The organism is Mycoplasma sp. HU2014 (assembly GCF_001199495.1).
Taxonomy (GTDB): Bacteria; Bacillota_I; Bacilli_A; order Mycoplasmatales; family Mycoplasmataceae; genus Mycoplasma.
This window is the reverse complement of sequence record NZ_LFYS01000065.1, coordinates 1-14,679: the sequence shown is the minus strand read 5'-3', so window position 1 is coordinate 14,679 and position 14,679 is coordinate 1. Positions and strand designations below refer to the sequence as shown.

Below are 14,679 nucleotides of genomic sequence, written 5' to 3'. Positions count from 1 at the left end.
TCTATTTTTTATGCTTATAAAACATTTTATTGTCAACTGAAATTATTCTTTGTGTTCAATTATTTACTGATTCAACTTTTTTAAGTTCATCGTTGATTTTAAATACTTTAGCATCCAAGTCATCTAACATTGATAAAATAATTGCTTCAATTAAAACTGGCTCAACTGGTGATCCGAATTCTTTTTTTCCGTGACTTGCTAATACCATATGTTGAAGTAAAGTAATATCGCTATTAATGTTATTAGATTCATCTTTATATAAATTTAATTCTTCGGCTATTTTATTAATTTCAGCATTACCTATAGAAATGTGGCCTAATAATTTACCTTCTAAACTATAATCACTTCCACTTACATCAACTATTTCAATAACTTTACCTATGTCGTGTAATATAGCACCACAAATTAATAATTCTCAATCAATTGATGCATATTGGTAATTTGGTTTTAAAGCTAGTGCATTTAATACTAATGTATAACTATGTCAGAATAATCCTCCAGTTACATTATGATGAATACTCATAGCTGCTGGAAATGATAAAAATTGATCTTTATATTTTTCAATTAATTTAGTAGTAATTTGTCTGTATGTATCATTTTTAATTGAAGAAAGAATTTTTAATAGATTATTATATTCTCTATTTATATCTAATGGAGCTGATATAAATAGATCTTCTTTTTTAATATTATAAAAACTTAACTCATTTTCATCAATTACTTTATAATCATCTATTTTTAACTGTAAAACACCTCTATATTCAGATATTATTGTATTTTCTAATAAAATAATAGAATTAGGTTTTAATGATTGTTTATCATCTTCAGTTACAATTCACTTTCTAGCTTCAATTCTTCCGGTTGCATCAGCTAAATGTAATATTAAATAATTTGCACCACTACTTCCTGTAGAAATGATCGCTTTTTCAATTCTTACAATGGCATTAATAGGGTTTTTATCTAATGATATTTCATTTATTTTTTTCATATATAAAATCCTTTTCTTACTAGTTGTTAACTATTTACTTCAGTCAATAGTTGTTAAATTTAACTGTTTTAAGATATTATTAATTTTACTAAATGGTTTAGTGTTTTCAAAACCTTTTTTATAACTAAAAGGTGATGGATGAGCTGAACTAATAACGTGTTTAGGTTTAATGTTTAATGATTCATAAACTTGTTTTGCATAATTTCCTCATAAACAAAATATAACATTTTGATTATGTAATATAACGTTTTCTAAAATTATTTTAGTTATATTTTGTCATTCTAAATTATTATGAGATCCTGGTTTGTGAGCTTGTACTGTTCAACAAGTATTAATTAGCAATACTCCTTGTTTAACTCATCCTTCTAATGAATTATTAGTAAAATGATCTATATTTAAATCTGATTTTAATTCTTTAAAAATATTTTTTAAACTTGCTGGAGCTTTAACTTGATTAGTTACACTAAAAGCTATTCCATTAGCTTGATTGTGGTTATGATATGGATCTTGACCAATTATCACAACTTTAACATTATTTAAATCAGTTAGTGAAAATAGTTTTAAAACATCTTCTTTTTTAGGAAAAATAGTTTCTTTGTCACTATAAATTTGATCAATTAAATTATTAATTTTTTGATTTAAATTTAATTTTTCAAATAATTCATTTCAACTTTTATTTAAATTATTCATTATTTTTAATTCAAGAAATAACTATCTTGATTTGTCCTTCTATTTTTAATGGTTCAATACCATTAATTGTAATAGCAGATTGGCATTGTTTAAAATCAATACCATTAATTTTACCCTCACCTTTAATAACTGTTAATTGTAATCAATCACATTTTTCAACTATATTAAATTCTTTTGTTGTTTTACAATCTAAAACATATAATGAAAATACATCAGAACTAAATATTAAACCTTCTTTTTTATTAATAATATTAATTGTTGAATCTGGAATAGTTGTACAATTTAAACAATGTTCAATATCTAATCTTCTTAACTGATTAGTTTTTGGATCAACTCTATTATAATCATAAAACCTATAAGTTATATCACTAGATCTTTGTAATTCATAAACTGTAACATTACTAGTTATTGCATGAATTTTACCAGCTGGTACGTATAAAAAATCACCTTTTTTAATATCAACTCTTTTTAGAAATTGATCTCATTTATTATTATTGATCATTTCAATTAATTCATCTTTTGTTTTAGCGTTATGTCCATAAATAAGTTGAGAGTTTTTATCACAATCTAAAACATATCAACTTTCAGGTTTTCCTAGTTGATTATGATGAGCTAAAGCATAATTATCATCTGGATGAACTTGTACTGATAAATTATCATTAGCTGTTATGATTTTTGATAATAAAGGATAATTACCTTTATAGTTATTAAAAAGGTGTTTGTGATTTTCAAATAATTCTTTTAAACTTAAATTATTATATTCATCATCACTAACAACATAACTTAAACCATTTTCATGAGCAGAAATTACTCAAGCCTCACCTATTTTTTTATCTTTATCAATATCAAATCCAAATTTTTTTAAGTTCTGTCCACCTCATAATCTTTCAGAAAAATAAGGTTTTAATTTTAATATTTTCATAATTTAACCTATCCTATATTAATTTTCATAATTTCATTTAATTGATTTAAATATTGAGTAAGTTCTTTAGATGAATTATTATATGAATAAAATTGTTCTTGTGAGTTTTTATTGTCTTGATCTAAAATTCCTAAATTACATTTCATTGGTTTTAAACTAGATATTTTTTCATTTGTAATATAGTTTGTTAATGCTCCTAAAACTGTTTTATTTGATAATGGTTTTAGTTTTTTATTATTCATAAAAGCTAAAATATTAATACCTGCTCAAATACCTGAACTAGCCGATTCGATATATCCTTCAACTCCAGTAATTTGTCCTGCAAAAAATACATTTCTTTTTCTTTTAGTTTGTAGTTTAAAATTTAAAATCTTAGGAGAATTAATATAATAATTTTTATGCATTACTCCATATCTAACGATTTTTAAATTTTCTAGTCCTGGAATTAAACTAAACACTCTTTTTTGTTCAGGTCATTTTAAATTAGTTTGAAAACCTACTATATTATATAAACTATCTTTGGCATCATCTTGACGAAGTTGAACTACTGCATAAGGTTGTTGATTATTTTCATCTAATAAATTATTAGGTGACATAGGTCCTTTTAAAAGTAACTTTTTACTTGTTTTAGCTAATTGTTCAATTGGTTGACAACCTTTAAAAAAGATTGATTTTTCAAAATCTTTTAATTGAACTTGTTCTGCATTAATTAATTGATCAACAAAATTATTAAATTCTTGTTCAGTAAAAGGACAACAAATATATTTACCTTTATTATGTCTTCCTGCATAATAAACTTTATTAAAATCTATCGAATCTTTTTTAACAATTGGAGCTGATGCGTCCATAAAAAATAGTTTTTGTTTTCCTATTAATCTTTGTATATCTTGTTTTAGTTCATCAGTAGTTAAAGGTCCTGTAGCAATTAAAGTAATATCATTTTCATCATCAATACTATCTACATTTTTAGAAATTAATGTTATGTTAGGGTGATTTTTAATAGCTTGTGTTACTTTTTGAGAGAACTCAACTCTATCAACTGCTAAAGCGTCATCACCTTGTATTTTACACTCATCAGCTACTTTTAAAACTAAAGAACCTAACATTCTCATCTCGCTTTTTAAAATTCCTGCTGCATTTAATAAAGATTGACTTCTAAAAGTATTAGAACAAACTAACTCGCACAGATCATCAGTTTTTTGAACTTCATTATGCTTAATAGTTTTTGCTTCATATAATTCAACTTGAATATTGTTATTAGCTAAAAATCACGCAGCTTCACAACCAGCTAATCCAGCACCAATTATTTTTACTTTTTTTACCATTTTTTATTTTTCCTTAAATGAGTTAATATTTTCAATTGAGATTTCAGAATTTAGATTTTGATCAATTCTAGCCAGTGTTGATATATGAACACAATCTTTACTTTTGATATATTGTTTGATGTCACTATCAATTCCAATGTTAATAAAAAATTTAATATTAGGATAACTATCTTTTAATTGCTTAATAGTTTCTAATGATGTTTCTAAATTTTCACTAACATTTAATAACACATTATCTATATTGTATTTTTCTAAAACATTTAAAGCTTGTTTAAAATCTTTGACTTGATCCAAAGCTTGATGAAAAGTTAACTTTAGATTACCTTTAACTTTATTTACTTGTTCTAAAAATGTTTCATTAACAGTAGAATCATTATTTAAAACTCCAATCACAACACCATCAATATTAGATAATTTTGAAATCATAGATATCATTTGAATTTGCTTTCTTAATTCATATTCAGTAAAGATATAATTATCATCTGAAGTTCTTATCATAATATCAATTGGTTTTTGTGCTATTTGATTAGCTACTAAAATATCATCAATATTTGGAGTTAGTCCACCTGTTTCTAAATTCTTACAAAATTGTATTTTATTTGCATTTGAATTATTAATTTTTCTAATATCAGCAAGACTTGTTGCTACTACTTCTAAAAACATTATTTATACCCCTTTAGAATATCGGCTTTATCAGTTTGTTCTCAACTAAAATCAGATTTACCGAAATGACCATATTTTGATGTTTTGAAAAATACCGGTTCACGTAATTTTAATGTTTTAATCATTCCAGATACAGAAAAATCAAAGTTTTCTTCTACAGCTTGATAAATTTTATCTAATGATACTTTTTCAGTATTAAAAGTTTCAATAAAAATAGATATAGGTCTAGGTAGTCCGATTGCATAACTTACTTGAATTTCCGCTTTATCAGCCAATCCGGCTGCTACTATATTTTTAGCAACATATCTACACATGTATGCTGCTGATCTATCTACTTTAGTAGAATCTTTTCCAGAAAATGCTCCGCCACCATGACGTGCATAACCACCATAAGTATCAACAATAATTTTTCTTCCAGTTAATCCAGTATCACCTTGAGGCCCACCTATTACAAATCTACCTGTTGGATTAATTAAAACTTTAAAATCTTTATTCATGTTGAATTCATCAGCAACTAGATCCATAATATTTTCTTTTATGTATTTTTTAAATTCTACTTCGTTATAGTCTGGATCATGTTGAATTGACATTAACATAGTATCAATTTTAGGATTATTTATATCAGTGTAATCAATAGTTACTTGAGATTTCATATCAGGTCTTGCTCATTTAAATAGACCTTGTTTTCTTTGTTTTGTTGCATTAAAAACTAATTCGTGAGCCATTGTGATTGCTAATGGTAAGTATGTTTGAGATTCATTAGTGGCATAACCAAACATAATACCTTGATCTCCACCACCAATTTCATCATTTTCTAAATCAACACCCATTGCAATGTCTGGAGATTGTCCTTCAACTCTAATATCAATTTGACAAGTATCTGCATTAATACCATAATCATCATTAGTATAACCAATATTTCTTAAAACATTTCTTGCTATTTTTTCATAATCAACAATAGCTGTTGTTGTGATTTGACCTGCTATTAATAAATAATTTGTTGTTGCAAATACTTCACACGCTACTTTTGAATTTTTATCTTGACTTAAACAAGCATCTAAAATAGCATCAGACACTTGATCACAAATCTTATCTGGATGTCCTTCGCTAACACTTTCACTTGTAAATAATCTTTTCATATTTTCCTCCCCATTCTTAATACAATTCTTATAACCTTATAAAAAACACGACATAAAATTGCCGTGTTTTGATTTGACAATCTTATTGTTACCTTTCAGCCTTTATTTGAGCACCTAATTTAATAGGTTGCCATCACTTCATCAAGTTTTATCTCTCTGTGATTCTTAATAAGAATTTAATATTAAGTTTTATTACAATTTTTATTCTATCATGAATTAACATATAAGTTTATTTTATTGTTTAATTGATATTCTTTTAATATCTATTGCTTTATTTGTTTGATCATCAATTTCAATAATAACACCGTTTAATACACTTTTTCCACTAGCAGGTCTGAATCTTACAGATAGTCCTGTTTTTTGTTTGAATATCACATCATCTGGTTCAACTCCAATAACCGAATCAATAACTCCAGTCATACCAAGATCAGTTATAAAAGCAGTTGATTTAGGTAATAATCTTTCATCAGCGGTTTGCACATGAGTGTGTGTTCCTACAAATGCTGTAATAATTCCATCATAATTTCAAGCAAAAGCTTTTTTTTCAGCTGTTGTTTCTGCATGAAAATCAACTAATAGAATGTCATATTGATGTTTTTTAGCTAAAAATTCATCCATAACTTTATAAGGATTATCACAATGATCCATAAAACTTTGTCCCATTAAATTTACAACAGCAATTTTTTTATCATTTTTATTTACTATTACATAACCCTTACCAGGAGTATGAACACTCATATTCATTGGTTTTAATAGATCTGAAGTTGAATCTATATATTCTAAAACTTCCTTATTTTTAAAAATATGATTTCCACTTGTTATAACATCAACATTTAAATCTTTATAAAAATCATAGTGTTTTTTTGAAAGTGATTTTCCATGAGTTGTATTTTCTCCATTTACAACAATAAAATCAATATTATGTTGTTCAACTATTTTAGGTAAATATTCAGCTAAGATATTTCTACCACAACTTGCATAAACATCACCTATCATTAATATTTTCATTAAATCACCTCTTTTAATATTTTTGTAATTTCAGAATTATTAATGTCATTATTTTCTAATTTTTTTATTAAAGAAATAAGTTTATCTTGTTTTTCTTTTAAATTAAGTTTTTCTTCTCATTGGTTTAATAACTTTATAGTTTTAGTAATTGAATCATGAACTGCAGTTTTAGATATTTCAAATTCTTCAGCTATTTCATTTAAAGATAGATCTTCATTAATATATAGTGTGAAATATTCTTGTTGTTTGTCAGTTAATAAGTGTTTATATATTTCAAATAAGTTAGATAAATTAACTGTTTTATCAATAATATTATTTTTCATTTTCCATAAACCCACTAGATAAATTAACTATATATTGATCTATATCAAATAAACTAATATCTTCAACTTGTTCACCAATTCCAATCATTTTAATAGGAATATTTAATTGATCTTTAATTGCTAATCCAATTCCACCCTTACTTGTGCTATCCATTTTTGTAAGAATGATTCCGCTAACTTTAGCAACTTTACTAAACTCTTCAGCTTGAATAACTCCATTTTGTCCTGTTGTTGCATCAATTACTAATAAAATTTCATGTGGAGCATCTTTTTGTGTGTTTTGAATAATTTTATTCATTTTTTCAAGTTCAGCCATTAAATTAACTTTATTTTGTAATCTTCCTGCTGTATCAATTAATAAAAGATCATAATTTTCTTCTTTAGCTTTTTTAACTGCATCAAAAACAACACTAGCAGGATCGGCATTAGCTTTATTTGCTTGAATCAAATCAACTTTATTATTTAATCGATGAATAATTCATTCTTCTAATTGTTTAGCGGCTCCAGCTCTAAAAGTATCAGCAGCAGCTATTAAAACTTTATAATTTTGTTCTGCATAATAATTAGCAACTTTTGCTAAAGAAGTAGTTTTACCAGTTCCATTAACTCCAACCATCATAAAAATATTTAATCTTTTATCGTTGAAATTAATCTTATATTTACTTTTAGTTCAATCATTATCAGTATAAGCATCATGTAAAGATTCAACTAATATTTCTTTAATTTCTTCAAAACTATAATTATTTTTAACTTTTTTTTGAACAGCATTTGAAACTTTTAAAACCATTTTCATACCCATATCAGTTTTAATTAATATTTCTTCTAATTCTTCAAAAAAGTCATCATCAGCTTGTTTATATTTTTTAGATAATTTTTTAATATCATTAGAAAAATCTAAAGCAGATTTAGCCATTACTCGTTCTGCTTTTTTTTCTTTTTCTTTTTGTTTTTGCTTTTTTTTAATTTCTTTTTCAGTCTGTTTTTCTGTTTTATTTTCTGATGAACTTGATGTTATTTTTTCTTTTAATTTAGATCAAAATCCCATAAGAATTCTCCTTTTTGTCTATAACAATTTTAACAAATATATAAAGTTAAATAAAATAAATAAAAGTTGTTTATTAAACAAAAAATCCCGTAGGATTTTTTTAATTATTTATATTCTTTTAATTCGATAAATTTACCTGTATTTATAAATGTAACTATTTCTTGAACGTTAATTAAGTGATCTCCAGCACGTTCTAAATTAATTAATTGACTTAATAGTGCAGCTACTTCTTTTGCTTCATCAGTTGTTTTAGCTTTTCTAATGTGTTCAACTAAAATAGAGTAAAATTCTTTAAATTTAGCATCTGTTTTAATTTCTAATTCTGTAATTTTTTTAGCAGTATCAATATTTTGATTATTATGGAAAAGATGAGAAAAAGTGTCAAGCATATCAACTACTAATTGGAATAATTCAACAATCATATTTTCATGTTCTTCACTTGGTTTAAATTTTGTAAAGAATTTTGAAATAGATTTTGAATAATCTGCTATTCTTTCAATTTCACGAGTAATTAAAATACCACCAATTGCTAATCTTAAATCTTTTGCAATTAATTTTTGTTTTGCAATTTTTCAAAGTGCAACTGAAGTAAATTGGTTTTGCATATCATTAATAATTTTGTCGTGCTCAATAACCATTTCAAGTTCTACATCTTTATTATCTCTTATGATTGCAAAACTCTCTGCATATTGAATTTTAGTTTCTTCGATCATTTCTTCGATCATATTACGTAATTGTTCTACATCTTTATCTAAAATTTTATTTATCATAACTTACACCTACTCATATCTACCTGAAATGTAATCTTCTGTTCTTGAATCTTTAGGATTAGTAAAGATCTTTTTAGTTTTATTATATTCAACTAGTTCACCTTTTCAAAAGAACCCTGTGTAATCACTAATTCTAGTTGCTTGTTGCATTGAATGTGTAACCATTACAATTGTATATTCTTTTTTAAGATCTAAAACTAATTCTTCAACTTTTAAAGTAGCAATCGGATCTAAAGCAGAAGTCGGTTCATCCATTAAAAGGATTTTAGGTTTCATAGCAATTGCTCTTGCTATACATAGTCTTTGTTGTTGACCACCACTTAATCCTAAAGCTGGAGAGTGTAAAATATCTTTAACTTCATCTCATAATGCTGCTTTTTCTAGTGATTCTTGACATATTTGATGTAAAACATGTTTATCTTTTATTCCTTGAGATTTAGGACCATATATTACATTTTCATATATCGACATAGGAAATGGATTAGGTTTTTGAAATACCATACCTACTTCAGTTCTTAATTTAGTAATATCAGAATTATTAGAATAAATATCTTCACCAAAAATTAAAATATTACCAGTAACTCTTGTACCATCAATTAAATCATTCATTCTATTTAATGATTTTAATAAAGTTGTTTTACCACAACCACTTGGTCCGATAAATGTAGTTATTGATCGTTCTTTTATATCCATATTAATATCAAATAAAGATTGTTTTTTACCATTGTTATAAAAGAAATTAAAATTTTTAATCTCTATAACAGTTGGTTTTTCTTTTTTTTGATAATTTCTTCTTTCAATAGATGTGTTCATTATTTGTCACCTCTTTTTTTGGTTTTCTGATATTCTTTTCTATTTTCTATAGTTTTAGAAATATTTTTAATAAATAATTTAATATTTACTAATTTTATAATTGTTTTAAAAGTTTTTAATAAGAATAATTTAGTTTTTAGTTTTGTAGATTTAAATGAATTTATATAAGTTTCTTTTCTAGATAACATAATAAATAATGTTTTGATTTTACGTTTTGATTTATGAGTAGTTCCAACTAAAGCAGCTGAGATTTTACCACTTGTAAAGTTTAATGTTAAAACAAATACAATAGCTGTAAATGACATTAATCAAGCAATTTGTTCACCTTTACCAGGTCCTGCTTCACTTGCTAACATATAAATACCAGTAGTTAAAGTGGCTCCTGATGACATAAATCCTTCACTAGGCATTCTTATTGCTGTTCCTAGTGTTAGATAGATCGGAGCTGATTCACCTATAATTCTAGCCATAGCTAGAATTATTCCAGTAATAATAGCTTCCATAGCATTAGGAATTACTATTTTAAATAATATTGCAACTCTACTTAAACCAAGTGCTAAAGCTGCTTCACGATATGCTTTAGGTACACCAGTAATTGCATCTTCAAAGTTTTTAATTAACATCGGCAGAACAACTATAGTCATTGTAAGAGCAGCTGAAAGAATACTAAATGGTAATTTTAATACTTGAATAAATACTGATAATCCAAATATACCAAAAATAATTGAAGGAGTTGAAGCTGTAATATTTAATAAGAATCTAAAAAATCTTGCAAATAATGATTTAGCTCTAGCAAATTCAGCTAAATATATAGCGGCTCCTAAAGCAAAAGGAATAGAAACTAATAAAGTACATACTATTAATAATAATGTAGTAAGCATTGCTGCTAATATTCCTGATTGACCTTCAATTTCAACAAAAGCATAAGAATATTTAGTTAAAGCTGATAATCCGTGAACTGTTGTAGTTCCTATAATTCAAAATGTAAATGCAATTACAAATGCAGTTGATAATCACATTAAAACTAACATAATACTTGAATACATTCTTTTAAATAATTGGTTTTGACTTCTATTTTTTATCATCAAGTTTAATGATTCAGCATCATATATTTTTAGATATTCTGTTTTTTTATTTTTTGGGATTTTAGAATGTAATAATAATCTTATTTTTGATGATATTTTATCTTTATTTGAAACCATCATTATTGAAATATTAATTATAAAAACTAATAAGAATAAAAATAATCCAATTGCATATAAAGCAGATTCATGAATTGCACCTGCATTTTCTAAAATTTCTAATCCTATAGTTGAAGATAAAGTTCTAACTGAAGAGAATAAAAATCCAGATAGACCATCATTTGTATTAAATCATGCAGTGGCATTTCCAGCAATCATCATAATAGCCATAGTTTCACCTATAACTCTAGCCATTCCTAAAATAACTGCAGAAATAATTTTTGGAGTTGCTGATTTTCTTACAATTAAAAATGTTGTTTTTTCTTTTGATATTCCTAAAGCTAATGATGAATCTCTATAACCAGCAGGAACTTGTTGAATAGCATCATAACTTAAACTAACCATAATAGGAATGGCCATAAATGCCATTGTAAGAGAAGCTACCATTAAATTATCGTTTGTTTTTGCTCCCATAGCTTTAAATAAAATACCAATTTGCTCTCTTGCAAATAAACCAAAAACAACACTAGGAATACCGGCTAACAATTTAATAATAGTCATTGTTGTTTTTTGTGATTTTTTAGATAAATACTCTGAAATAAATAATGTAGTGAATAAAGTTAAAGGTACAGCAAATAACATTGATATACTCATTAAAATTATTGTCATTAATGTAATGATACCAATACTAAATTCATTAGCTTCTGGATTTCAATTTTTACCAAAAACAAATTTTCAAAATGACTCAAAACTAAAAATATCTTTTGTTTTATATCCAACAAAAACCACTAATAGGATCAATGTTAAAATCCCTGATAGTGTTAAAGCTCAAATTCCTGTTTTTAATGAACTTAATGCTAGTCCATTACGTTGTTTAGGAACCTTAAAATCAATATCATTTTTTCTTTCTTTTTTATTAAGTAACATGTCTTCCTCTCGGTGCTAAGCTAGCTTTTTTTTAAAAGATCTATGTGATTTTTGTTTTCATTAATTAAACTATTACTTTGATTTGAATTATCATTTCTTTTTCATCTTTGAACTAATCCTAGATGTTGATAAGATGAACTAACTTCATTTGATGAAGATACTCATTGCATAAATTCTAAAATTTGTCTATTTTTATTATTATCATCTGTCATTTTATATAAAGCAATGAACGGTCTATTTAAAGGGTAATCCTGGTAATTTTTGGGTTCTTTATTTATATCTCATACTTTATCATTTGACTTAATAATAACAGCTCTTAAATTACTATGATTTTTGATTTGTTGAGCATACTCCATTGACACAAATCCAAATGCTCCATCAGATTTATCTAATTGAGTAAAAATTGCACCATTTGAATTATATTGATTAACAGCTGTTCCAATTTTTGTATTATTATTTTTAAAACCAGAAATATGTTCAAATGAACTTCTTGTTCCTGATCCTGAATTTGTTGAATAGGGAGTAACTTTCACATTTTTACTTATATTTTTTGATTCTTTATTTGTTATAGCTTTGTAAAATTCAAATCAGCTAACTAAATTAGTTTGATCATTAACAGAATAAACTTTTTCTAATGCTTTACTAGCTTTCTTATCAACAGTTCCCTTTTCTCCAAGATTAAAAGCAATATCTTTAGATTCTTTTTCAGTTAATCCCGTACCTTTAATGTTATAAACAAAAACAATTGAATCTTTTGCAAAATCAATAGAATGATAACTTTGCTTTCCATCTTCTGATTTTTTCTCACTCATTATTTTTTCAAAAGTTTCATCTTTATCTACTTTTCCATCTTCTATTTGTTGAAATAATTTTCCATCTCCATTTTGATCTTTTCTAACTAAATTATTTCTTATTTCTTCAGGAATAGAATTATCAGTTTCAAATTTAGAAATAAAACCAATACTATAAGTTTCATTAATAACATTTCTAGCACCAGCTCCAGATCCAGTTGATGAGTAAATAAATGATTGATCAGCTTTTTGTCTATATTTATTTGTTAACTGTTGCATAATAGGATCGGCACTAGCACTTCCACCAATACTTATAGTATTATTGCTTTTTGAAAAAGTTCACACTCATAAACCACAAATAGAAGCTATTATTAAAATAAATATTAATAATAATCTTTTATTTACAACAATATCTTTAAAATTTATACATCACCTTTTTGTTTTTGATGTAGTTTGATTTTGTTTCATTTTAAATTGTTCTTCCCCTTTAAAATTAGTTATTTTATAACATTTAATAACTTTAAAATTATAACAAATATAGAGTAAAAGTTAAGTTCATTTTTTGTTGTTTTTATAGCGTAAAACTACAAAAATTTGAATAATCTACAAGTCTTTTTTAAATGTTTTTTTAGCCATTTTATATCTAAATTTAGCGTATTTAATTCTTTTCTTTTTATGTTTATATTTTCATTTAGCATTAATATATAATTCTTTTAATTGTTCTTTTTGTTCTAAATCAGAACAATCTTTATAATCTTTTTTTCTCTTATCAAGTTCTATTTTAGCTACTGTTTTTTCAGCATAAGTTAATTTAAGATCACTTAATGATTTTTGAAAGATTTCTTGAATGGATAAAGTTTTTGTGTAATTTAAACTTTCTAATAAAATACTTTCTTCTGAAAATATATCTAAATATAATTTTTCACTTTTAGCCATTTTAACAGCTGTATCAACTGCTTGAGCAAATGTTTTAAAATTACCTAATTTGGTAGGTATTACAGTTATTTTATTTTCACTAATTTTTGATATACTTCAATTCATATTAATACCCTTTAATCTTTAATATTATTTTATACTAAAGCATAAATATAAAAAACTTAGATTTCTCTAAGTTTGTTGATTTCTTATTGGTGCCCTTTATCGGGGTCGAACCGATACGAGTTTCCTCGTCAGATTTTGAGTCTGATGCGTCTGCCAATTCCGCCAAAAGGGCTTAACAATAATTATTATATCTTATAAAACAAAAAAATATGACCTAGAAAGGACATATCTTATTATTATTTTTAAACTAATTTTTCTTGTTTTTTTAAAGTTCTTAAAGTTCTAGCTGAAACTTTGATGTTGAATACATTACCTTTTTCATCCATCACTCTAACTTTTTGTAAGTTTAAGTTTCATTTTCTTTTAGTTGCATTTAATGCGTGAGATCTAGAATTACCCGATAATGCTGATTTACCTGTTAATGCATCTTTTCTTGCCATAAATTTCACCTCATACTTCTTTAAGTGTATCATACCTAAAGATATTACTATAAATAAAAATAAATTTCAATAGTAAGTTCATAGATTCTGGAATATCAAACAAAATGATACCTTACCAATTATATGTTTTGGATCCAAAACATATAATTGGTAAAGGAGGTTAGAATGTTTACTATTTTAGACAATAAGTCATATGCAGAAATTAAAAAATGTATATTAGATATCTTTGCAAAGGATCCTAAAAGATCATGTTTATCAATAGCAAAGCAATTTAATAAATCTGTTTCTACTATAAAAAGATATAAGAAAGAATATCTTGATTTTATAAATACCGGAAAGGAGATAATACTTTCTCATAAAAATGTAAATAACAAGAATGCGCAAAAATATAGTGATGAAACAATATACAACTTGGGTGAAGTTTATCAAGGAGAAATGAAAATAACAGGAGGAGAGAACAATAACAGTAGTTGTTCATTTTTGACGTTGAAAAATTATCATAGTTGTTTAAAAGAAAAATTTGGTTATAAGATTTCATATTCTAATTTAGATAAAAGATTAATAAAACAGGGTTTTGCTAGTGCATACTGTAAGAGAAAAACTAGAAAAGAAGTAA

The 14,679-nt window shown here is 25.3% G+C and carries 16 protein-coding genes and 1 tRNA gene; 1 reads left to right on the top strand and 16 read right to left on the bottom strand.

Annotation, left to right across the window (positions count from 1 at the left end; all coding sequences use genetic code 4):
• Position 1: 1 nt before the first annotated feature.
• The 16 genes from AB668_RS04060 to rpmB form a co-directional block, all read right to left on the bottom strand.
• A complete protein-coding gene (locus AB668_RS04060; RefSeq protein WP_050517736.1) occupies positions 2–985 on the bottom strand; it encodes a 3'-5' exoribonuclease YhaM family protein in 984 nt (327 codons plus the stop codon).
• A 30-nt stretch (positions 986–1,015) separates the two neighbouring features.
• Complete coding sequence (locus tag AB668_RS04055) at positions 1,016–1,675, bottom strand: uracil-DNA glycosylase (protein ID WP_050517735.1); 660 nt, start codon at positions 1,673–1,675, stop codon at positions 1,016–1,018.
• Positions 1,668–2,597: a type I phosphomannose isomerase catalytic subunit gene (locus AB668_RS04050; protein ID WP_050517734.1), complete on the bottom strand. Its 930-nt coding sequence runs from the start codon at positions 2,595–2,597 to the stop codon at positions 1,668–1,670. Before AB668_RS04050 ends, AB668_RS04055 begins: the two co-directional genes overlap by 8 nt.
• An 8-nt stretch (positions 2,598–2,605) precedes the next feature.
• Positions 2,606–3,922, bottom strand: coding sequence for a methylenetetrahydrofolate--tRNA-(uracil(54)-C(5))-methyltransferase (FADH(2)-oxidizing) TrmFO (gene trmFO, locus AB668_RS04045; RefSeq protein WP_050517733.1), 1,317 nt, complete (start codon positions 3,920–3,922; stop codon positions 2,606–2,608).
• Between the two features lie 3 nt (positions 3,923–3,925).
• Positions 3,926–4,585 carry a copper homeostasis protein CutC gene (locus AB668_RS04040; protein ID WP_050517732.1) on the bottom strand — a complete coding sequence of 220 codons (660 nt, stop codon included), beginning with the start codon at positions 4,583–4,585 and terminating at the stop codon, positions 3,926–3,928.
• Complete coding sequence (metK, locus tag AB668_RS04035; RefSeq protein ID WP_050517731.1) at positions 4,585–5,724, bottom strand: methionine adenosyltransferase; 1,140 nt, start codon at positions 5,722–5,724, stop codon at positions 4,585–4,587. The genes AB668_RS04040 and metK overlap by 1 nt, the downstream gene beginning before the upstream one ends.
• A gap of 234 nt (positions 5,725–5,958) precedes the next feature.
• Positions 5,959–6,732 carry a TIGR00282 family metallophosphoesterase gene (locus AB668_RS04030; RefSeq protein ID WP_050517730.1) on the bottom strand — a complete coding sequence of 258 codons (774 nt, stop codon included), beginning with the start codon at positions 6,730–6,732 and terminating at the stop codon, positions 5,959–5,961.
• A complete protein-coding gene (ylxM, locus tag AB668_RS04025) occupies positions 6,732–7,055 on the bottom strand; it encodes a YlxM family DNA-binding protein (protein ID WP_050517729.1) in 324 nt (107 codons plus the stop codon). The genes AB668_RS04030 and ylxM overlap by 1 nt, the downstream gene beginning before the upstream one ends.
• A complete protein-coding gene (gene ftsY, locus AB668_RS04020; protein WP_050517728.1) occupies positions 7,045–8,100 on the bottom strand; it encodes a signal recognition particle-docking protein FtsY in 1,056 nt (351 codons plus the stop codon). The genes ylxM and ftsY overlap by 11 nt, the downstream gene beginning before the upstream one ends.
• Before the next feature lie 104 nt (positions 8,101–8,204).
• Positions 8,205–8,870: a phosphate signaling complex protein PhoU gene (gene phoU, locus AB668_RS04015; protein ID WP_050517727.1), complete on the bottom strand. Its 666-nt coding sequence runs from the start codon at positions 8,868–8,870 to the stop codon at positions 8,205–8,207.
• Positions 8,871–8,879: 9 nt separating this feature from the next.
• Positions 8,880–9,683: a phosphate ABC transporter ATP-binding protein PstB gene (gene pstB / locus AB668_RS04010; RefSeq protein WP_050517726.1), complete on the bottom strand. Its 804-nt coding sequence runs from the start codon at positions 9,681–9,683 to the stop codon at positions 8,880–8,882.
• A complete protein-coding gene (gene pstA, locus AB668_RS04005; protein WP_050517725.1) occupies positions 9,683–11,791 on the bottom strand; it encodes a phosphate ABC transporter permease PstA in 2,109 nt (702 codons plus the stop codon). Before pstA ends, pstB begins: the two co-directional genes overlap by 1 nt.
• 20 nt (positions 11,792–11,811) lie before the next feature.
• On the bottom strand, positions 11,812–13,050 hold the full coding sequence (gene ptsS, locus AB668_RS04000) for a phosphate ABC transporter substrate-binding protein (RefSeq protein WP_050517724.1): 1,239 nt from the start codon (positions 13,048–13,050) through the stop codon (positions 11,812–11,814).
• A gap of 135 nt (positions 13,051–13,185) precedes the next feature.
• Entirely contained in the window at positions 13,186–13,623 is a 438-nt protein-coding gene (locus tag AB668_RS03995) for a hypothetical protein (RefSeq protein ID WP_050517723.1), read from the bottom strand.
• 87 nt (positions 13,624–13,710) lie between these two features.
• Positions 13,711–13,795: transfer RNA gene (locus tag AB668_RS03990), tRNA-Leu, on the bottom strand.
• 70 nt (positions 13,796–13,865) lie between these two features.
• Positions 13,866–14,063: a 50S ribosomal protein L28 gene (gene rpmB, locus AB668_RS03985; protein ID WP_004429574.1), complete on the bottom strand. Its 198-nt coding sequence runs from the start codon at positions 14,061–14,063 to the stop codon at positions 13,866–13,868.
• 165 nt (positions 14,064–14,228) lie between these two features.
• Between rpmB and AB668_RS03980 the strand changes: the two genes are divergently transcribed.
• Positions 14,229–14,679, top strand: a 451-nt coding sequence (locus tag AB668_RS03980) for a hypothetical protein (RefSeq protein WP_152908062.1), incomplete at its 3' end; no start/stop codon positions are given.